Annotated in this window: 19 protein-coding genes; 10 read left to right on the top strand and 9 right to left on the bottom strand. The window is 75.6% G+C overall.

From position 1 onward, the window contains the following. Positions 1-4: 4 nt before the first annotated feature. Positions 5-1,147: a uroporphyrinogen decarboxylase gene (hemE, locus tag ACRYM0_RS06770; protein ID WP_432503353.1), complete on the bottom strand. Its 1,143-nt coding sequence runs from the start codon at positions 1,145-1,147 to the stop codon at positions 5-7. Between the two features lie 65 nt (positions 1,148-1,212). Here hemE and ACRYM0_RS06765 point away from each other — a divergent pair, with 65 nt between their 5' ends. The 5 genes from ACRYM0_RS06765 (at position 1,213) to ACRYM0_RS06745 (ending at position 5,526) form a co-directional block, all read left to right on the top strand. Then, positions 1,213-1,833 carry a DUF3000 domain-containing protein gene (locus ACRYM0_RS06765; RefSeq protein WP_432503352.1) on the top strand — a complete coding sequence of 207 codons (621 nt, stop codon included), beginning with the start codon at positions 1,213-1,215 and terminating at the stop codon, positions 1,831-1,833. A gap of 125 nt (positions 1,834-1,958) precedes the next feature. Then, positions 1,959-2,561 (top strand): response regulator transcription factor, encoded by a 603-nt coding sequence (locus ACRYM0_RS06760; protein WP_432503351.1) that lies wholly within the window; start codon positions 1,959-1,961, stop codon positions 2,559-2,561. Positions 2,562-2,619: 58 nt separating this feature from the next. Next, a complete protein-coding gene (locus tag ACRYM0_RS06755) occupies positions 2,620-3,972 on the top strand; it encodes an HRDC domain-containing protein (RefSeq protein ID WP_432503349.1) in 1,353 nt (450 codons plus the stop codon). A 127-nt stretch (positions 3,973-4,099) separates the two neighbouring features. Continuing rightward, positions 4,100-4,555, top strand: a complete 456-nt coding sequence (locus ACRYM0_RS06750) for an ATP-binding protein (RefSeq protein WP_432503348.1) — start codon at positions 4,100-4,102, stop codon at positions 4,553-4,555. 110 nt (positions 4,556-4,665) lie between these two features. After that, complete coding sequence (locus ACRYM0_RS06745; RefSeq protein WP_432503346.1) at positions 4,666-5,526, top strand: hypothetical protein; 861 nt, start codon at positions 4,666-4,668, stop codon at positions 5,524-5,526. A gap of 33 nt (positions 5,527-5,559) precedes the next feature. Here the strand turns inward: ACRYM0_RS06745 and dxs are convergent, their stop codons facing one another. The 6 genes from dxs to ACRYM0_RS06715 all read right to left on the bottom strand — a co-directional run bounded on the left by dxs (position 5,560) and on the right by ACRYM0_RS06715 (position 11,199). Further along, positions 5,560-7,479: a 1-deoxy-D-xylulose-5-phosphate synthase gene (dxs, locus tag ACRYM0_RS06740; protein WP_432503345.1), complete on the bottom strand. Its 1,920-nt coding sequence runs from the start codon at positions 7,477-7,479 to the stop codon at positions 5,560-5,562. 188 nt (positions 7,480-7,667) lie between these two features. Further along, the gene (locus ACRYM0_RS06735; protein ID WP_432503343.1) at positions 7,668-8,054 is read right to left on the bottom strand and encodes a hypothetical protein; all 387 of its coding nucleotides are present in this window, start codon (positions 8,052-8,054) and stop codon (positions 7,668-7,670) included. Between the two features lie 458 nt (positions 8,055-8,512). Next, on the bottom strand, positions 8,513-9,196 hold the full coding sequence (locus tag ACRYM0_RS06730; RefSeq protein WP_432503341.1) for a nucleotidyltransferase domain-containing protein: 684 nt from the start codon (positions 9,194-9,196) through the stop codon (positions 8,513-8,515). A gap of 540 nt (positions 9,197-9,736) precedes the next feature. Then, positions 9,737-9,913 carry a hypothetical protein gene (locus ACRYM0_RS06725; RefSeq protein WP_432503339.1) on the bottom strand — a complete coding sequence of 59 codons (177 nt, stop codon included), beginning with the start codon at positions 9,911-9,913 and terminating at the stop codon, positions 9,737-9,739. Positions 9,914-10,000: 87 nt separating this feature from the next. Beyond that, positions 10,001-10,408 (bottom strand): hypothetical protein, encoded by a 408-nt coding sequence (locus tag ACRYM0_RS06720; protein ID WP_432503337.1) that lies wholly within the window; start codon positions 10,406-10,408, stop codon positions 10,001-10,003. Between the two features lie 146 nt (positions 10,409-10,554). Beyond that, on the bottom strand, positions 10,555-11,199 hold the full coding sequence (locus tag ACRYM0_RS06715; RefSeq protein ID WP_432503335.1) for a nucleotidyltransferase domain-containing protein: 645 nt from the start codon (positions 11,197-11,199) through the stop codon (positions 10,555-10,557). A gap of 9 nt (positions 11,200-11,208) precedes the next feature. Here ACRYM0_RS06715 and ACRYM0_RS06710 point away from each other — a divergent pair, with 9 nt between their 5' ends. Both ACRYM0_RS06710 and ACRYM0_RS06705 read left to right on the top strand, forming a co-directional pair. Further along, positions 11,209-11,583: a hypothetical protein gene (locus tag ACRYM0_RS06710; protein WP_432503333.1), complete on the top strand. Its 375-nt coding sequence runs from the start codon at positions 11,209-11,211 to the stop codon at positions 11,581-11,583. 117 nt (positions 11,584-11,700) lie between these two features. Beyond that, positions 11,701-12,312, top strand: coding sequence for a dihydrofolate reductase family protein (locus ACRYM0_RS06705; RefSeq protein WP_432503331.1), 612 nt, complete (start codon positions 11,701-11,703; stop codon positions 12,310-12,312). A gap of 62 nt (positions 12,313-12,374) precedes the next feature. On the opposite strand, the gene ACRYM0_RS06700 is transcribed toward ACRYM0_RS06705, so the two are convergent. After that, positions 12,375-13,388, bottom strand: a complete 1,014-nt coding sequence (locus ACRYM0_RS06700; protein WP_432503330.1) for a dipeptidase — start codon at positions 13,386-13,388, stop codon at positions 12,375-12,377. A 197-nt stretch (positions 13,389-13,585) separates the two neighbouring features. Between ACRYM0_RS06700 and ACRYM0_RS06695 the strand changes: the two genes are divergently transcribed. Continuing rightward, on the top strand, positions 13,586-14,140 hold the full coding sequence (locus tag ACRYM0_RS06695) for an AAA family ATPase (protein ID WP_432503328.1): 555 nt from the start codon (positions 13,586-13,588) through the stop codon (positions 14,138-14,140). Positions 14,141-14,238: 98 nt separating this feature from the next. Here ACRYM0_RS06695 and trpS read toward each other — a convergent pair whose 3' ends face one another. Next, on the bottom strand, positions 14,239-15,357 hold the full coding sequence (gene trpS, locus ACRYM0_RS06690; RefSeq protein WP_432503325.1) for a tryptophan--tRNA ligase: 1,119 nt from the start codon (positions 15,355-15,357) through the stop codon (positions 14,239-14,241). 359 nt (positions 15,358-15,716) lie between these two features. Between trpS and ACRYM0_RS06685 the strand changes: the two genes are divergently transcribed. Both ACRYM0_RS06685 and ACRYM0_RS06680 read left to right on the top strand, forming a co-directional pair. Continuing rightward, positions 15,717-17,444 carry an acyltransferase gene (locus ACRYM0_RS06685; RefSeq protein WP_432503323.1) on the top strand — a complete coding sequence of 576 codons (1,728 nt, stop codon included), beginning with the start codon at positions 15,717-15,719 and terminating at the stop codon, positions 17,442-17,444. 232 nt (positions 17,445-17,676) lie between these two features. Then, positions 17,677-18,651 carry a hydroxyacid dehydrogenase gene (locus ACRYM0_RS06680; RefSeq protein WP_432503379.1) on the top strand — a complete coding sequence of 325 codons (975 nt, stop codon included), beginning with the start codon at positions 17,677-17,679 and terminating at the stop codon, positions 18,649-18,651. The last annotated feature ends 25 nt before the right edge of the window (positions 18,652-18,676 follow it).

The following is an 18,676-nucleotide window of genomic DNA, read 5'->3' as shown; positions in this document are numbered from 1 at the left end:
ACGCTCACTCGGCGCCCTCGGCGCCGCGCCAGGCGTGCACCTCGTCGACGACGCGGGCCAGCACGCCCGGGTCGGCCGTGGGCGGCACCCCGTGGCCGAGGTTGAACACGTGCCCGGCGCCGGCGCGCTCACCGGCGGCCAGCACGCGGCGCACCTCGCCGCGCAGCACGTCCCAGGGCGCGGACAGCAGCGCGGGGTCGAGGTTGCCCTGCACGGCCACGGGCCGGCCGGCGCCGGCGCGCCCGCGCGCGGCACCGACGTCCAGCGGCACCCGGAAGTCCACGCCGAGGACGTCCACACCGCCGTCGACGGCGGCCATCGCGCCGAGCAGCTCCCCGGTGCCGGTGCCGAAGTGGGTGCGCGGCACGTCCAGGCCGGCCACGGCGCCCAGCGCGGCGGCGGAGTGCGGCACCACGTGCCGCTCGTAGTCGGCCAGGGACAGCGAGCCGACCCAGGAGTCGAACAGCTGCACCGCGGAGGCGCCGGCGAGGACCTGCGCGCGCAGGAACGCACCGGTGATCTGCGCCAGGCGCGCGGCCAGGTCGTGCCACAGCTGCGGGTCGGCGTGCATGAGCGCCTTGGTGCGCAGCAGGTCCCGGGAGGGGCCGCCCTCGACGAGGTAGCTGGCCAGGGTGAAGGGGGCGCCGGCGAAGCCGATGAGGGGGGTGCCGGTGGCGCGCAGCTCCCCCACCGCCAGGCGCACGGCCTCGGTGACGTGGTCGAGGCGGTCGGGGGTCAGCTCCGGCACGCGGTCGAGGTCGGCGCGGGTGCGCACCGGCTCGGCGATGACGGGCCCGGTGCCGGGCACGATCTCCACCCCGACGCCGGCGGCCTCCAGGGGGACGACGATGTCGGAGTAGAAGATCGCGGCGTCCACGCCGTAGCGGCGCACCGGCTGCAGGGTGATCTCGGCGACCATCTCGGGGCGGCGGCAGGACTCCAGCATCGTGGTGCCCTCGCGGACCGCGCGGTACTCCGGCAGGGAGCGCCCGGCCTGGCGCATGAACCACACGGGGGTGCGCTCCGGGCGCAGGCCGCGGGCGACGTCGCCGCGAGCCACCCGCAGGTAGGGGGCGTCGCGCAGGTGCTCCTCGTGCGGTGCGCCCGGGGCGGCGGCGGGGGCGGGGGCGTCAGCGGGTCCAGGCACGCGCCCGATCGTCGCACGGCGCGGCGCGCCCACCACCGCGCCCCGCGTCCCTAGTCTCACCACCCGTGACGCTCTCCCGAGTGCCCGGCGCGACCCGTGACGGCACGGGTCCCGACGCCTTCGAGCGCGCCGTGCGGGCGCTGCGCGACGTGCGCCTGCGCCCGGACGTGGTGCTGAGCGAGGTGCCGGCGCCGGCGCGGATCGCCCCGCACGCGGTGGCGCTGGCCGGGGACGTCGTGGTCGACGGCGAGGAGCTGGCCACGGGCCGCTTCATCCTGCTGCACGACCCGTCCGCCCCGCCGGAGTGGGAGGGCACCTTCCGCGTCGTGACGTACGCGCGGGCGGACCTCGAGGCGGAGCTGGGCGCGGACCCGATGCTCGGGCAGGTCGGGTGGAGCTGGCTGGAGGACGGGCTGCGCGAGCACGGCGCGCGCGCGACCGGGGTGGGCGGGACCGTCACGCGCGTGCTGTCGGAGGGGTACGGGGCGCTGGCGGAGCGGCCGCCGTCGGTGGACGTGGAGCTGCGCGCCTCCTGGACGCCGCTGCCGGACGCGGGTCCCGCCGGGCAGGGGCCGCCGTTCGACGTGGCCGCGCACCTGCTCGCCTGGAGCGTGCTGCTGTGCACGGTGGCGGGGCTGCCGCCGCTGCCGGAGGGCGTCACCGCGCTCCCGCGCGCCCAGCGCTGAGGCCCGCGCCCACGGCGCGCACCGTTCGCGCCCGGGCTGTCAAGTCCACGCCGGTTCCAGCCGATCACCTCCTCAGTGAGGCGTGCCGCAGGAGGCGGGCGCCCAGTTCCTTCAGGAGGACGACGGTGACTGCGCTCGTCGAACGCCCTGGGATGGCCGTCCCGTCCCGCCTCGGCCGCTTCGCCGCTCTCGTCGCGGTCGCCGACCCCGTGGTGCGCGAGTCCGTGACGCGGACGCTGCGCATGCTGGGTGCGGTGAACGTCGAGCACGCCGGCAGCGTGGCCCAGGCCCGCGCCATGGCCCGCACCGGCCCGCGCGCTCTCTTCATCGCCGACGCCGGGCTGCCCGACGGCTCCGGCGCCCAGCTCGTCTCGGAGCTGCGCGCGGCGGGCTGGAACCGCTGCGTGGTGCTGTCCAGCAACGCGGACCCGTTCGCGGTGCGCGGCGCGGTGGCCGCGGGGGTGCGCTGCTACCTGGTGACCACGCGCCCGGAGGGCGCCGGCTTCGAGGGCCGCACCGGCGAGTCCGGGGTGGACAGCCTGTCCGAGCGCGAGGTCGAGGTGCTCCAGCACGTCGCCGACGGCCGCTCCAACAAGGACACCGGCGCGCTGCTGGGCCTGTCGGCGCTGACGGTGAAGAGCCACCTGGCGCGCATCGCGCGCAAGCTGGGCACCGGCGACCGCGCCGAGATGGTCGCCATCACCCTGCGGGCCGGTGTGATCCAGTGAGGTGACCCGGTGACGCCCCACCGCACGCGCCGCGCCCGGCGGCACGTACGGTGGGCGCGTGCCGGTCGGGAGGGGAGAACCAGGGACCCAGCCGCCGGCGGAGGTGGGCGCGGACGCCGCGCCCGAGGCCCCCGCCGTCGAGCTGCCGCTGCTCGACGCCCCGGCGCAGGGCCTGCCGCCCGTCGTGACCGACGAGCCCGCCCTGGCCCGGGTGGTGGCCGCGATGGCCGCCGGCACCGGACCGGTGGCCGTGGACGCCGAGCGCGCCTCCGGGTACCGCTACGGCCAGCGCGCCTTCCTGGTGCAGTTGCGCCGCGCCGGTGCGGGCACCGCCCTGATCGACCCCACCGCCCTGCCGGACCTGTCCGCGCTGGGCGAGGCGCTCTCGGGCGCCGAGTGGGTGCTGCACGCCGCCACCCAGGACCTGCCGTGCCTGGCGGAGCTCGGGATGCGGCCGGCCACCCTGTTCGACACCGAGCTGGGCTCGCGCCTGGCGGGCCTGCCCCGCGTCGGCCTGGGGGCGGTGGTGGAGGAGCTGCTGGGCCTGCGGCTGGCGAAGGAGCACTCGGCGGTGGACTGGTCCACCCGTCCGCTGCCCGAGCCGTGGCTGACGTACGCGGCGCTGGACGTGGAGGTCCTGGTCCAGGTCCGCGACGCGCTGGCCGAGCGCCTGGCGGAGCAGGGCAAGCTGGAGTGGGCGCGCGAGGAGTTCGCCGCGATCGCCGCCGCACCGTCACCGGTGCCGCCCGCCGAGCCGTGGCGCCGCGTGTCGGGCCTGCACGCGGTGCGCTCGCGCCGGCAGCTGGCCGTGGTGCGCGAGCTGTGGCTGGCCCGCGACGCGGAGGCGCGCCGCCGCGACACCTCCCCGGGCCGGTTGCTGCCGGACTCCGCGATCGTCGCCGCCGCGCGCGCCCTGCCCCGCTCCGCGCAGGCCCTGGCTGCCACGGGCGGTTTCACGGGGCGCGCCTCCCGCACCCGGTTGGAGCTGTGGGCGGCGGCGGTGGCCCGCGGGCTGGCGCTGCCGGACGCCGAGCTGCCCCAGCACGCGGTGCGCGGCGACGGTCCCCCGCCGCCGCGGACGTGGGCGGCCAAGCACCCCGAGGCCGCGGCCCGGCTGGCCGCCGCGCGCGCCGCGGTGATGGCGATCGCCGACCGGCACGCCGTCCCCGTGGAGAACCTGCTGCAGCCCGACGCGCTGCGGCGCCTGGCCTGGCAGCCGCCGCGACCGCTGGACGAGGCGGGCGTCGCGCGGGCGCTGAGCGATCGGGGCGCGCGCCGGTGGCAGGTGGAGCTGGTCACCGCGGCGGTGACGAGCGCGCTGGTGGAGGCCGAGGCGACGCCGGCCGGGGGCGCGCAGGCCGGGGTGGTCACCGGCGAGGCACCGTCGGCACCGGCCGCTCAGGACGGCTGAGCGCCCGCTGGGCGGGACGCGCGTCTCGCGCGCTGGACACGCTCGCCTTGCCGCTGCCGGGAGGCTGCGGAACCCTGGACCGAACGGTGACGACGACGCCACCGGTCCCGAGGGGTGGAGGTGGGCGGTGGAGCGCCTCACGCTGGACGAGCAGCTGTCCGCAGCGGCCATGGCACGGCACTGGGTGTGCGAGAGGTGCCCCACCGAGCACCTGCCGGAGGCGCGGCGCTGGATCGCGGAGCTGCTGACCAGTGAACTGGTCTCCAACGCGCTGGAGCACGGCAGCGGGCCCGTGGTGCTGACGATGACGCACGACGAGGAGGGCATCGTGGTGGGCATCTCCGACGGGGACACCCGGGTGCCGGCGCTGCGCACGCAGCTGCCCGGGGCCACGGAGGGGCGCGGCATCGCCCTGGTCGACGCCCTGTCCACGGCGTGGGGCGTCTACCGCAACCAGCGGCCCGAGCCCGCACCGCCCGGCGGCGCAGGGGTGCAGATCAGCTGGCCGCAGCCCGACGAGGACGACACCCGCCCGGGCGCCGCCACGGGCAAGACCGTCTGGTTCCACCTGGCGACCCGCTGAGCGCGCTGCGTCAGCCGGGACCCCCGGCAGGAGGCGCCGGCTGACCCGTTCGGCGCAACGGGCGTCGTGCCGGCGCGGCGCGCCGGGCGCCGTGGCCTACGGTCGCGGACGTGAGCCACGGTCAGCCGCCACCCGTCCGGGCGTTCCTGCGGCGCTGCGTGCTGGCGGTCAGCGTGCTCGACGACGTGGACGTGGACCCCGACGACTCCGCGGTGCACGTGCCCGGCTGCGTCCCGCTGGCGTGGTCGGAGGTGGCCGCGGCGGCGGGCCCGCTGCCCGGCGGCGCCGCCGCGCTCCCCGACCCGGCCCCGGGGGCCGCGGCGCGGCTGCGGGTGCGCCAGCTGCTGCTGGCGCACCGGGAGCTGCACCGCTCCCGGGCGCGGCGCGTGGCGCTGGCCGTTCCCCGCGGTGCGGACCGGCACCCGGGGCCCGGGTGGGTGGCCGCGCCGGTGCTCGGAGGAGCTCTGGACCTGGGACCGGGCGTGATCGTCGCCCACGACGGGCGGGAGCGCGCCCTGCCGGTGCCGGCGGCCTCGGCGCGCGCCACCGGTGGGGACGCCGGGCTGGGCCCGGGGCAGCGCGAGCACCTGGAGGCGATGGGGGTGCTGGCCGCGCAGCGGCTGCGGCGCGACTCCGGTGCCCGCGGCGGTGGGGTGCTGCGTCCGGTGGGCGGCTGCGACGTGCCGACGCTGCTGGCGGCGGCGAGCCTGCGCGAGCACCTGGTCGCCGCGCCGGGCGGTGCGCCGGGGCCGGTGCTGCGCGCGGTGGCGGTGCCCGACCGCACCCGCGGCTGGTTCGACCTGGCGCGGGTGGACCCGGCGTTCGTGGTGGCGGCGTGGTCGGTGACCGACCCGGCGGACCGGGGTCTGCGCCGGCCCGTGCTGGTCACGCGCGAGGAGGTCGCACCGGCGCCCACCGCGCCGGACCTGCGTGACACCGCCGGCCTGGCGCGGGCGGTGCTGGGCCTGTAGCGCGCGGCCGGCGGGCCGGACGGTGGTGCCGCGTCAGGCCGTGGTGCCCGGCGCGCTGGGAGCGGGGGCGTCGGTGCGGGTGCCGCGGGCCACGGACTCCACGATGGTGCGGGCCACGGCCTGCGGCGCCAGGCCCACCTCGTCGAGGATGGCCTCGCGCGAGCCGTGGTCCAGGAAGCGCTGCGGCAGGGCGAAGGTGAGCACGGGGGTGTCCACGGAGCGGGCGCGCAGCTCCTGCGCGAGCGCCCAGCCCAGCCCGCCCACCTCGCCGCCGTCCTCCAGGACCGCGACGTGCTGGTGGCTGGCGGCCAGCTCCACCAGGGCGTCCTCGACCGGGACCACCCAGCGCGGGTCCACCACGCTCACCCCGACGCCGTGGGCGCGCAGGCGGGCGGCGACGTCGAGGGCGCGCGGCACCAGGGAGCCGACCGCGACGAGCAGCACGTCGTCGCCGTGCGCCCACTGCGGGCCCTCCAGGACGTCCACGGCTCCGGTGCGGGCGATCGCGGGGATGTCGGCGGGCACCTTGCCCTTGCTGAAGCGCAGCACGGTGGGGGCGTCGTCCACGGCGACGGCCTCGCGCAGCTCCTCGCGCAGCGTGGTGGCGTCGCGGGGCGCGGCCAGCCGCAGGCCCGGCACGAGCCGGCAGATGCTCATGTCCCACATGCCGTGGTGGCTGGCGCCGTCGGGGCCGGTGACGCCGGCGCGGTCCAGGACGAACGTGACGCCGGCCCGGTGCAGCGCGACGTCGAGGAGCACCTGGTCGAAGGCGCGGTTGAGGAAGGTGGCGTAGACGGCGACGACGGGGTGCAGGCCGCCGGCGGCCATGCCCGCGGCGGAGGTGACGGCGTGCTGCTCGGCGATGCCGACGTCGAAGACCCGCTCGGGGTGGGCGCGCGCGAACGGCTCCAGCCCCACGGGCAGGCGCATGGCCGCGGTGATGCCCACGACGTCGCGGCGGGCCTCACCGAGGGCGACCATCTCGTCGGCGAACACGCTGGTCCAGGAGGAGCCGGAGCTGGCCTGGGCCTCGCCGGTCTCGGGGTCGATGACCCCGACGGCGTGGAAGTGGTCGGCGCTGTCGTCCAGGGCGGGCTTGTAGCCGCGGCCCTTCTGCGTGATGGCGTGCACGATGACGGGCCCGCCGTAGGAGCGGGCGCGGCGCAGGGCGTGCTCGACGGCCTCCACGTCGTGCCCGTCGACGGGGCCGACGTACTTCAGGCCGAGGTCCTCGAACAGACCCTGCGGGGCGACGATGTCCTTGATGCCCTTCTTCATCCCGTGCAGGGTCTCGTAGGCCAGCCGCCCGGGGGCGCCGCCGCGGCGCAGCGACTGCTTGCCCCAGTCGAGCAGCTTCTCGTACTCGCGGGTGGTGCGCAGGGTCGCGAGGTGGGAGGCCATGCCGCCGATGGTGGGGGCGTAGGAGCGCTCGTTGTCGTTGACGACGACGATCACGGGACGCTCGGAGCCGGCGATGTTGTTCAGCGCCTCCCAGGCCATGCCGCCGGTCAGGGCGCCGTCGCCGATGACGGCCACGACGTGCCGGTCGCGCTCGCCGCGCAGCTCGAAGGCCTTGGCCAGGCCGTCGGCCCACGACAGGGAGGTGGAGGCGTGGGAGTTCTCCACCACGTCGTGCTCGCTCTCGGCGCGCGAGGGGTAGCCGGACAGCCCGCCCGCCTCGCGCAGGTGGGTGAAGTCCTGCCGGCCGGTGAGCAGCTTGTGCACGTAGCTCTGGTGGCCGGTGTCGTACACCAGGCGGTCGTGCGGGGAGTCGAACACCCGGTGCAGGGCGATGGTCAGCTCGACCACGCCGAGGTTGGGGCCCAGGTGCCCGCCGGTGCGGCTGACGGCGGCGACGAGGAAGTCGCGCACCTCGGCGGCGAGCCGCGGCAGCTGCTCCGGGGGCAGGTGCTTGAGGTCCTCCGGCCCCTTGATGTTCTCGAGCAGCCCCATGCGGGGTGGCCTCCTGTACGCGCGTGCAGTGCGGTGGGTGGTGCGGTCCGGGGCGTTCCCGGGTGTCGTCGTCCGGGCGAGTGTAGGAGCCGCGTGCGACGTCAGCGCGCCCGACCGCACCCGCTCGGCGCACCGCCACAGGACCCGCACACGAGCGCACGCGCGGGTCGCGCGCCGGCACGGCGGCGTCACAGCCGCGGCACGGCCCCCTCGCCGCGCAGGGAGCGCTGCAGCAGGTCGACCGCGCGGGCCACCCGGCGCAGCCGCAGGTCCTCGCGCTCCAGGACGTCGAAGACGCGCGGCGCGACTTCGGGCGGCAGGTGCGCGGACAGGTCCACGCGGGCCGAGGCGGTGGCCCGGCGCAGCGCCTCGCGCTGGGCGTCGACGTGGTGGCCGACCAACCAGGCCAGCAGCAGGGGGTGGTGGCGCAGCGGCGGGTACCCGCGGTACTCCGGCGGCGCCTGGTCCAGCAGCCACGCCGACGCGGCGAGCTCCCACTCCCCCGCTCCCGGCGGCGGCACCTCCTGGGGCCAGCCCGGGGGTCCGTGCCGGTGCGCGCGCGGTTCCACCGACACCCCCTGGATCGAACGTCCGTTCGATCCTAGCCCCGTGCGGTGAGCCGGGCTTCCCGGCGCGCCTGGACGGCGGATTCGCCGTGGGTCCCTCCGGCTCCGCCGCCCCGGCCGGGGAGGCGACCGTGCTCGAGGCCACCCGCCGCCACGGCGTCTCGGCCGCCACCGCGGGCGACCGGCGCGACCGCTCCACCACCGCCCGCCACAGCGACACCGGCTCGGGCAGCGGCGGCGCTGCGACCGGCCTTGAAACGGGGACGCCGCGGGCGGTGCCGGTCCCTTCGGCGACCCCGAGGTCCCGAGGAGGGAGGGGTCTGCCGCCACTTCGGTCGACTCCTCGACCTGCCCCACCCGTTGGCCACCTCTCACGCAGCGGGAGGAACGACCGCCGACCTCGCCGTCGAGGCTTCGCACGACGCGTTGACCTCGCGGGGCGGAACCGGCCCGCTGGAGGTCGTGGTTCACTCCGCCCGCTGGGCGCGATCCCGTTCCCGCGGCTGCGTTCGCGCATTGTCGGCCGCGCAGGCGGGGTTGACGGGACGAGTCGACACCTGATCATGCAGCAGACCCATCCACGGATGCGTCGCGTCGGTGAGTTGCAAAGCCTCGATCAGCCAGATGCGCTGAGAGCTGTCGAGCACCCCGACGACCTGAGCGAAGTCGGCCTCGTCCTTCGCGCGCGGGCCGGCGCTCTTGTAGAGCAGCTGCACCTCCGGTGCCAGCACAGCCCGCTGCGGGGTGGAGGCAGGACCGCTGAGCGTGCGCCAGGCTCGGCGGACTCGGTCGTCTCGCCGGTACACCCACTGCTGGTCACCACCGCCACCGTCGTCGATGAGGTCGTCGACCACCAGCTGCAGGCGCCAGTCAGCAGTGGGGGTAGGGCGGCACCAGATGTCATGCACGCCCAGCGGCAGCTCTTCAGCGACCGGCCAAGGCCGCAGCGTGCCTGGCGGGTCGGCGGCGTGCACGTCCCACCCGGTCAGCTGCTCCCGCAGCCGGGACAGGTGCGGGCGCAGCACCAGGACGTCGATGTCATCGTGCTCGCGGGTGTGCCGGCCCAGGTGCAGGTCGATCGCCCAGCCACCGGCGATCCACCAGGGCACGTCAGCCCGGCGCAGCAGGTGGGCCACCTCGTCGGGGCCCATCGGCGACCAGGACCCCAGCTCGCTCGTCACCCGCGACAGCCTGGCGCATCGCCGAGGCACGGGCCGACCGCGCCGTTCATGCCACCCTGCGGGCGACGTCGCGGTCGTGGCGTCGGCCTCGTCAGCGGGGCGTGCTCGGTGAGCCTCAAGCGAACACGCCAACGCGAGCAGACGCGTCGCACGGCTGCCACGTCGAGGTGAGGCGCTGAGCGCCACCAGCCGATTCCACGGTCGTCCCGCACTGCGGTCACACGCGAAACCGTCACGGCAACACCAGTGACGTAGCCCGACGACCGATCCACACTGGACCGGGTGGACGCGGTGGTGATGAGCGCGACGACCGCCGGGGGCGAGCGGTGGACGCTGTTCAGCCAGGAGGCCCGCGGGGAGCCGGGCAGGTCCTCAGCGCCAGCGCCGGCAGCGGGGACGCGGACGAGCCGTCCACGCTGGTGCTCAAACTGCGCGGCGAGGTGCGCGCGGTGGTGGTGCGCTCGTCCGACGGCACCCGGGAGGACCAGCGCGACCCGCTGTCGGGGGGTGCTACACCCACCAGGTCGATCCGCGGCCGCGGTCGATCTGGCGGCTCACCTCCTGGGCGAAGCGCGCCTCCTCCGGGTCAGCGGCGTGGCTGCCGCGGTCCAGCCGGCGCCGGGCGCCCCAGCCGATCACGCCTGCCAGGACGGCGAGCACAGCAGCGAGGAGCAGCCACGTCGTCATCGTCACCCTCCTCAGGAGCTGGGACCTGCCACGGTAGACGGCATCCGCCCCGGGCGTCGTTCCCGACGGTGTCCGGGCGCCGCGCGCTCACGACGGCGTGGGGTCACCGTCGCTTCCCGCCGCGGCCGAGCGGGCCGTGGCCGCCCCAGCGGATGCGCAGCGGGAGTTCACGTCGTCGGGGTCGCGCCCGTGCAGGCGCACCAGCCCGCGCTGCCGCCCGGTCGGTGCGTGCTCCTCGACCTCGACGTACACCACGAACGAGCGGCCCGCCGCGTGCGCCTGCGCCCACGCGAGCACCTGCTCCACGTCTTCGGCCTCGTGCAGGCGGTGCTCGTCGCTGGCGCGGGACGCGTACGCCTGCGCTGGCCCCAGCTCGCGGCCGCGGCGCTGCGGGAAGGTGTAGCCGGTACCGGTGTGCTCCCAGAAGTAGACGCGGTAGACCGGTTGTTCCACCTCGAAGCTGACGTCCCGCGGATCCACTGCTTCGCTGCGCATGAGGGCACCTTGCCAGCAGGACCTCCGAGCCGGAGGAGCGCTCGTGCCGTGCCGCGGCGCGTCTTCCCACGGCGCGGGTCGCGCGCTCGTGCCGGTGACGACGACGTGCACATCAGTTCGAGACGTCCCAGCGGTCTGTGCTCAGCTCATCCCGCGCCGTACCCCCCGGCCAGGCGTCCACCGCTGTCCCGCAGCACGTCGTCCACCACCTGCGCCAGGGACTGCACCCGCCCGGTGGCGACGGCGTGCCGGTGCGCCCGCACCAGGCGCTGCGCCAGGTCGGGGTCGGAACCGCGCAGGCGACGCAGCAGCCACTTGCCGCTGCCCAGCCACTGCCGGCGGGCGAGCAGGTGCAGCTGCGCCGCCTCCAGCAGCACTTCGGCGGCTAGGACCTGCCGCTCACCGGCATCGGCGGCATCGCGCAGGTCGTCCACGCCGGCGGTCAGCCGGTAGCGGCGTGCCGCCAACTCGTCGTCGTCGACGGCCGGTGGTCCGGCGGCCAGGAAGGCGCGGGCCTGTTCCTGCACGACGGGCCCGCCGTCCTGTTCCCCGCGCAGCAGCACCCCGGTGGCGCACATGTGCACCAGGGTGCAGCGGCTCGTGGCGGCGTCCACGTCCCACCAGCGGAGCAGTTCGTCGGGCGTGTACGCGAAGACCTCCGCCAACCGCCCTTCGTGCCGCAGGGTGCGGCGGAAGGACCGGCCGTGGCCGGGCAGGACGAGCACGACGTCCAGGTCGGAGGTGGGCGTGGCCCGCCCGCGGGCGCTGCTGCCGGCCAGCACGGCCACCACCGCCTCGGGGTGGTGCCGATCGACCAGAGCGCGAGCGGCGTGCACCGGATCCACCCCGCCACCTTCTCCACCGGCTGGGACCTCTCGCCACACCGTTTCGCACGCGTGGGGGTGGTGGGGTTCTGGACGGTGCGTCCCGGCGCCCCGGTCGAAGCGCAGCCGGTCGTCTTCTCCGGGTCCGGGGGCGAGCGGGTCGTCCGCGCTCGTGACCTCGCCTCGCTCCCGTGGTTGCCGGCCGACGACACCGGTCCCCGGGATGCGGCCCTGTTCGCCGAGTTCGGTGAGCTCGCCGACGAACTGGTGGACGCGTCGGCGATCCCGGAGACCGGAAGGTCGGCCCACGGGCGCCCTGGTCGATCAGCCCTTCGATCGCGGCATCGATGATGCGTTCGCCGGCGCAGCGGTCCACCTCGAACGCAGTGGTCCCGTCAAACCGTCCACGACTACTTTGGTTGTCGTGGCGGGGGTCGCTGGGGCGCCTCCACGGGAGGGAGCAAGCCGGTGCGCACCTTGACCTACTACGTGGGGGTGACCCTCGACGGGTTCATCGCCGCACCCGACGGATCCGTCGACGTCTTCCCGGTGGATCAGCCGGTGCTGGACTTCATCGCCGGCGAGTTCCCCGAAACCCTGCCCACTCACGTGCGCGGCCCACTGGGGGTGACCGCGGCCGGTGCGCGCTTCGACACCGTGGTGATGGGCCGCGGCACCTACACCCCGGCCCTGACGGCCGGGATCACCAGCCCCTACGCCCACCTGCACCAGTTCGTGGTCTCCACCACCTTGCCGCCCAGCCCGGACTCGCAGGTGCAGGTGGTGGCCGATGACCCCTTGGACCTGGTGCGCCGCCTCAAGCGGGAGCCGGGCGGGGGCATCTGGCTCGCCGGGGGTGGTCGCCTGGCCGGCGCGGTGCTCGAGGAGATCGACGAACTCGTCATCAAACGCTATCCGGTCCTGTTGGGGGCCGGCATCCCGGTCCTGGCCACCGACCGGCCCCGACCTGGATCCTTCGCACTCGTCGACGCTCGAACCCTGCAGGGTGGCACCACGGTGAGCACCTACCGAAGAGTCGAAGACTCACAGCTCCCTTCGACGGCACCCGACCGTTCCTAGCCGAAGCGCCCGGTGCGTGACGCGAACCGCCAGCGCGTCTGCGTCGAGTGGTCTCGCGCGGTTCACGGACGTGGCGCGAGGCGACGCGTTGGGGTCGTGGCAGCGTCCTGGTCGCCTCGCACCCACCCGTCCTGCGCGACGCGCCGGAAGTTGCCGCCCAGGACGGCGCACACCGTCTCCTCCGGGTACCCCCGTCCCCGCAGCGCCTCCTCCACCGTCAGCAGCTCCTCGGGGGTGACGAACTCGATGGGGCCCCACCCGGTGAAGCACTCGGGGAACAGGTGCGGGTTCAGGGTCAGCTCGGTGTTGAAGTCGTCGACGTCGAAGGGGTAGTCGGTGGACACCCCGACGTGCTCGGGACCCACCAGGTCCAGGGCCCGCTCCAGGTGGCGCAGCAGCGCCTGCAAGGACGCGTCGTTGGGGCCGAGGAAGATCCCCACCCCGGTGATGCCGACGACACCGCCGGTGGCCGCGCACGCCAGCACCTGCTCGTCGCTGATGTTGCGGGGGTGCTCCCACACCGACTGCAGGCACGAGTGGCTGTAGACCATCGGCCGGGTCGTCGCCTCGCTGATCTGCAGGCCGGTGCGGCGCCCGCAGTGCGAGCCGTCCACCACCATCCCCACGCGGTTCATCTGCGTCACCAGCTCACGCCCGTAGGCCGTCAGGCCCTCGTCGACGGCGTCCAGGCAACCGCCGCCGGCGGCGTTGCGGTTGTTGTAGGTCGGCAGCAGCGTGCGCACCCCGGCGTCGTGGAACTCCTGCACCAGGTCCAGGTCCCCTTCCAGGGGGCCGGAGTCCTCCAGGTCGAACGCGACGGCGATCGCGTTCTGCTGCGCGGCCCGGTCGACGTCGGCCACGCTGCTGACCGGCGTGAACCGCGCATCGGCGGCGAGCCGGGCCCGCCAGCTGCGGGTGATCGCGCGCACGTCGTCGGCGCTGTGCGGGGCGTAGCCGACGTTGACCGAGACGAACGCTCCACCGGAGCGGGCGTAGCGGGCCAGCTGGCTCACGTCGGCGTGCGGGTTCAGCGGCAGGCAGCAGTGCTGCTCCCACAACAGCGGCGGGCGGGTCACGTGGGTGCTCCTGACGATCTTCCGCGGCGGCGCTGGCCGCGACCGGTGGTGCGCTGCCGCCACCTTGCCAGCCGGCACCAGGTCCCCAGGGCTCCGGCCCCGGGAGCACCTGCACCACCGCGCGCTGACGACGCGACCACCGCGCGGGCGGGCGGCAGCCGGTGCACCATCGAGCGGGCGAGGAAGGGACGACAGCGGTGGACCGGGCGACGGCGATCCTGATGGTCGGCCTGCCCGGCGTCGGCAAGACCACCCGCGCCCGCCGGCTCGAGCGGCAGCTCGCTGCTCTGCGCCTGACCCCCGACGAGTGGATGATCCCCCTCTTCGGGGACTCCGAAGCCGGCGGCAAGCGCGACGTGCTGGAAGGTCGGCTCCTGTGGACCGCGCTGCGCGCCGCCGAACGAGGCCTGAACGTCATCGTCGACTTCGGGCTGTGGGGGCGTGACGAGCGATCCGCCCTGCGCTGGCTCTTCACCGCGGTAGGAGCCGACTGCCGCACCGAGTACCTGACCCTGGACCCCGAGACCCAGCTGGCGCGCATCCGCCGACGCTCCACGCACACGCCCGAGCAGACGTTCGCCGTCAGCGCCGAGGACCTGGCGCGGTGGCGACACGACTTCGAGGAACCGACGGCTGAGGAGCTGGGCGGCGCGCTCCCGCCTCCGCCCCCGCCGACGCACGCGACGTGGTCGGCCTGGGCGGCGGCTCGCTGGCCCTCGCTGCCTGACACCTGGGGCGAGGCGACCGGCTGACGAGCACCCGTGCGGTCGCGGCCTCCGGCCGGGGACGGCGCGCCGGACGCCGCCGCACGGATCGTCGACGTCGCCGACGTGACGTGGGACGAGTCGGGTCAGCAGGTCATGCCCAGCGCCTCCTGCACCGTGGACAGGGTGCGGTCGGCGACGACGTTGGCGTGCTCGTTGCCCGCCGCCAGCACCGCCCGCAGGTGGTCGTCCGCGTCGGCGAGCTCGCGGCGCCGCGCCCGCAGCGGACGCAGGTGCTCGTTGACCGCCTCGGTCACCACGGCCTTCAGGGCAGCCGCGCCGCCGTCGCCGACCTCCTCCGCCAGCGCCTCCGGCGAGGCGCCCGTGCACAGCGCGGCGGTCAGCAGCAGGCTGGACACCTCCGGGCGGTGCGCGGGGTCGTAGGTGATGCGCCGCTGCGCGTCGGTCCTGGCCGAGCGGATCAGAGCAGCGGTCTCGTCCTCACCGGCACGCAGGGCGATCGCGTTGCCGGCGCTCTTGCTCATCTTCGCCCCGTCGGTGCCGAGCAGCAGGGGAACCGGCGACAGCAGCGCCTCCGGCTCGGCGAAGACCTCGCGCCCCGCCGCGTAGCGCTCGTTGAACCGGCGCGCGATCGACCGGGCGGTCTCCAGGTGCGGCAGCTGGTCCTGGCCCACGGGGACGAGGTTGGCGCCGCAGAAGAGGATGTCGGCGGCCTGGTGGACCGGGTAGGTCAGCAGCAGCCCGCTCATCCCCCGTCCCCTGGTGGCGGCTGCCTCGGCCTTGACGGTGGGGTTGCGCTGCAGCTCCGCGACGGTGACCAGGCTCAGGAACGGCAGCAGCAGCTGGTTCAGGGCCGGGACCGAACTGTGGGTGAAGATCGTGGCGCCGGGGCCTCCCGGGCCGGTCCGGGTGCCGGTGCGGGGAACGACGCCTGCGGCGAGGTGGTCCAGCAGCACCTCGCGCACGTTGCCGCGCACGTCACCTGCCACGTCGCGGTCGGTGATGACCTGGTAGTCCGCGATCACCACGAAGACCTCGACCCCGGCCGCTTGCAGGCGGACCCGGTTGGCGAGGGTGCCGAAGTAGTGGCCCAGGTGCAGCGGACCGGTCGGTCGGTCGCCGGTGAGGACGCGGAACCGCCCGGGTGTGGACGCGATCTGCTCCTCGAGTTCGACACTGCGGTGTCGGGCAGCGAGGACGGAAGGCGTCGGCGACGCAGCGAGGGTGGGGGTGGAGTCGGACACGAGAGCTCCTGGGTCGAGGGAGCCGCCCACCGAGGAGTGCCCGAGTGCCACCGTTCGAGGTGGGTCCGAGCCGCCGCGGGGCAGCTCGGACAGGTCCGGAGGCAGCCGCTACAGCGACTGCCACCAGGTGCACGGGATCGTCAGCACGCCGCCACGATAGCCACTCGCGTCCCGTTCGGGCCAGGACCGTGAATCGTCACGGCTCTGCCGCCGACTCCACACCGGTCGCCACGCTGACGCCGCTGATCGATCGATCAGGTTCTTTCGATCGATCTTGACCTGTGCGCGGTGGTGTCGGCACGGTGGGCCCACCAGGACGGCTCGACGACGAGGCGCCGTGACCTCCCTCGGGAGCCCGCATGAGGACCACCCCTCCAGCCGAGCAGAACTCGGTCGCCGAGGACGCGCACGAAGAGGTACCGGTTTTCGACGCGCACCACCACGACTACTCGCCGTGGAGCTTCTGGGGCCAGGCGTCGCCGGCAGCCCGGCGACGTCAGCAGGACCTGCAGCGGCAGGCGCTCCTGGAGCACCCTCAGTGGTCGATCGGTGAGGACTGCTTCCTCAGCGAACTGGCGGCGGTGCAGGCCGAGCGGCTCGTCATGGGCGATCGCAGCTACGTCGCCGCGCACGCCCACCTGACGGACGAGGTGCTGCTCGGCCGTGACTGCACCGTCAACGCCTTCACCGTCGTGCGCGGCGGCGTGCGCACCGGTGACGGGGTGCGCGTGGGGGCCCACACCTCGCTCCTCGCCTTCAACCACGGCACGGAACCCGGCACCGAGGTGCACCGCCAGCCGTTGACCTCCCGGGGCATCACGATCGGCGACGACGTCTGGATCGGCTCGCACGTGGTCGTCCTGGACGGCGTCAGCATCGGCGACCACGCGGTCGTGGCAGCCGGTGCGGTCGTGCCCAAGGACGTGCCCGCAGGAGCCGTCGTGGGCGGGAACCCGGCACGCCTGCTGCGCTGGCGGGTGCCGCCCACCGCACCGGTCGGGCAGGTCCCCGCGGACGAGCTGGCCGCGCGGCTGGTGGCCTTCGAGGCCCGCGCCCGCGCCCAGGCGCCCGTCGTGCTCGCGGGGAACTGGCACCCCGAACTGCCCGGTGGGCAGTTCACCGACTCCCCGGGCGCCGCTCCGAGCGTGCGCGCCCAGTGCGACGCGCTCGAGGTCGCGGCGCTGCTGCTCGACGGGGCTCCGCCCCAGCTGCCCCTGGAGGAGCAGCTCGGGCGCCTGCGCGGCTGGCAGGACGAGCGCACCGGGCTGGTGCCGCCGCTGGACGCCGACGGCCGTCCCGCCACCACCGCGCCGGACCTGCACGACGGCGACACCGCCTACCACGTCCTCTCCGTGGGTTACGCCCTGGACGTGCACGGTTCCCGCTTCGAGCACCCCGTCCGGGCGGTCGCGGACGTGGACGCCGCCACCCTGGTGACCGCCCTGGACGCCCTGCCGTGGCGGGGCGACCCCTGGCGCGCCGGGGCCTGGGTGGACGCCGTGGGCACCGCCTTCCGGTGGAACCTGGCCCGCGGCCTGGAGGGGAACCGCGGAACCCTGCAGGCCCTGTTCGGCTGGCTGACCCTCCGCACGGACCCGCAGAGCGGCATGTGGGGCGCACCGCCGCCCGGAGACGGTGCCCGGCAGCTCGTCAACGGCTTCTACCGCGCCTCGCGGGGAACCTACGCGCAGTTCGGCCTGCCCCTGCCCCACCCCGTGCGGGTGGTGGACACGGTCCTCGCGCACGCCGCCGACCCGCGCTGGTTCGCCCGTGAGGTCCAGGACGCCTGCAACGTCCTGGACGTCGCGCACCCGCTCTGGCTGGCGGGGCGGCAGACGGCGCACCGGCGCGAGGAGGTCGTGGCGCTGGCCCGGCGGCTGCTCGCCGACGCGCTGGGGCACTGGCGCGAGGGGCGGGGGTTCGCCTTCCGCGCCGGCCGCACCCCGGGTCTGCAGGGCACCGAGATGTGGTTGGCGATCGTGTGGCTGCTCGCCGACCTCGCGGGTCTCTCGGACCTGCTCGGCTACCGGCCCCGGGGCGTGCACCGCCCCGAGCCGGCGATGAGCGCGCAGCTCCGCCGTCCCTGACCCGGGTGCAGCCGGGACGCGACCGCACCCACGATCGACGACGCACGATGAGGAGCCCCTGGATGCCCCGGCCGTTCTCGACCCCGCGGGCTGCGCGGACCGGTCCCCGCGCAGCGCACCTCCCGCGACGACGGCACCGCCGTCCCGCCCGTCCGCAGTGCACGCAGCGCTCGTCGTGCCCGCCCGGTCCCGCGGCGAGCCCCAGGTGAGCCGGCCGCGCCTCACCCTGGCGATGGGCACCGCCGCGCACCGCCGAGTCGTCGGCGAGGACTTCCTGAGGCGGCTGGCCGCGGTGGCCGACGTGAACCCCGGCCTGCTGGAGGAGTTCGACTCCCCCTCGGCGCGCCAGGTCCTCGCGAGCACCGACGTGCTGGTGACCGGGTGGGGGTGCCCGCCGCTGACGGCGCAGGTCGTCGCGGCCGCTCCGCGGCTGCGGGCCGTCGTGCACACCGCCGGGTCCGTGCGCCACCACGTCACGCCCGCGGTGTGGGCGCGAGGCATCGCGGTCTCCTCGGCCGCGGCGGCGAACGCCGTGCCCGTCGCGGAGTTCACGCTCGCGGTGGTGCTGCTGGCCGGCAAGGGGGTCCTCGCCTCCGCCGCGGCCTACCGGCACGCTCGCGGCCTCACGGCCACCGCGGTCATCGACGCGGGCGGCAACTTCGGCAGCACCGTCGGGATCCTGTCGGCTTCCCTGGTGGGGCGCCGCGTGGTGGAGCTGCTGCAGCCGCACGACGTGCAGGTCCTCCTGCACGACCCGTACGTGACCGACGCAGCGGTCCGGGCGATGGGCGCCGAACCGGTGGGGTTGCCGCAGCTGTTCGAGCGCAGCGACGTCCTGAGCGTCCACACGCCCCTGCTCCCGGAGACCCGGGGCCTGGTGGACGCCGGACTGCTGGCACGGCTGCACGACGGGGCGACGCTGGTGAACACCGCCCGTGGCGCCGTCGTCGACGCCGAGGCGCTCACCGCCGAACTGCTCTCGGGCCGGCTGCACGCCGTCCTCGACGTGACCGACCCCGAACCGCTGCCGGCGGAGCACCCGCTGTGGGAGTGCGGCAACGTCCTGCTCACCCCGCACGTGGCCGGCTCCGCGGGCAACGAGCTGAAGCGCCTCACCGCCTGCGCCGCGGAGGAAGTGGAACGCTTCCTGACCGGGCGACCCTTCGCGCACCCGGTGAGCCTCGCCGCGCTGGAGCGCTGCGCGTGAGCACCCGGGGACGGCACGCCCGTCG

The organism is Kineococcus arenarius subsp. arenarius, from assembly GCF_050871845.1.
Lineage (GTDB): Bacteria > Actinomycetota > Actinomycetes > Actinomycetales > Kineococcaceae > Kineococcus.
Note: the sequence above shows the minus strand (reverse complement) of the source record. Positions and strands in the feature narration are given on the sequence as shown.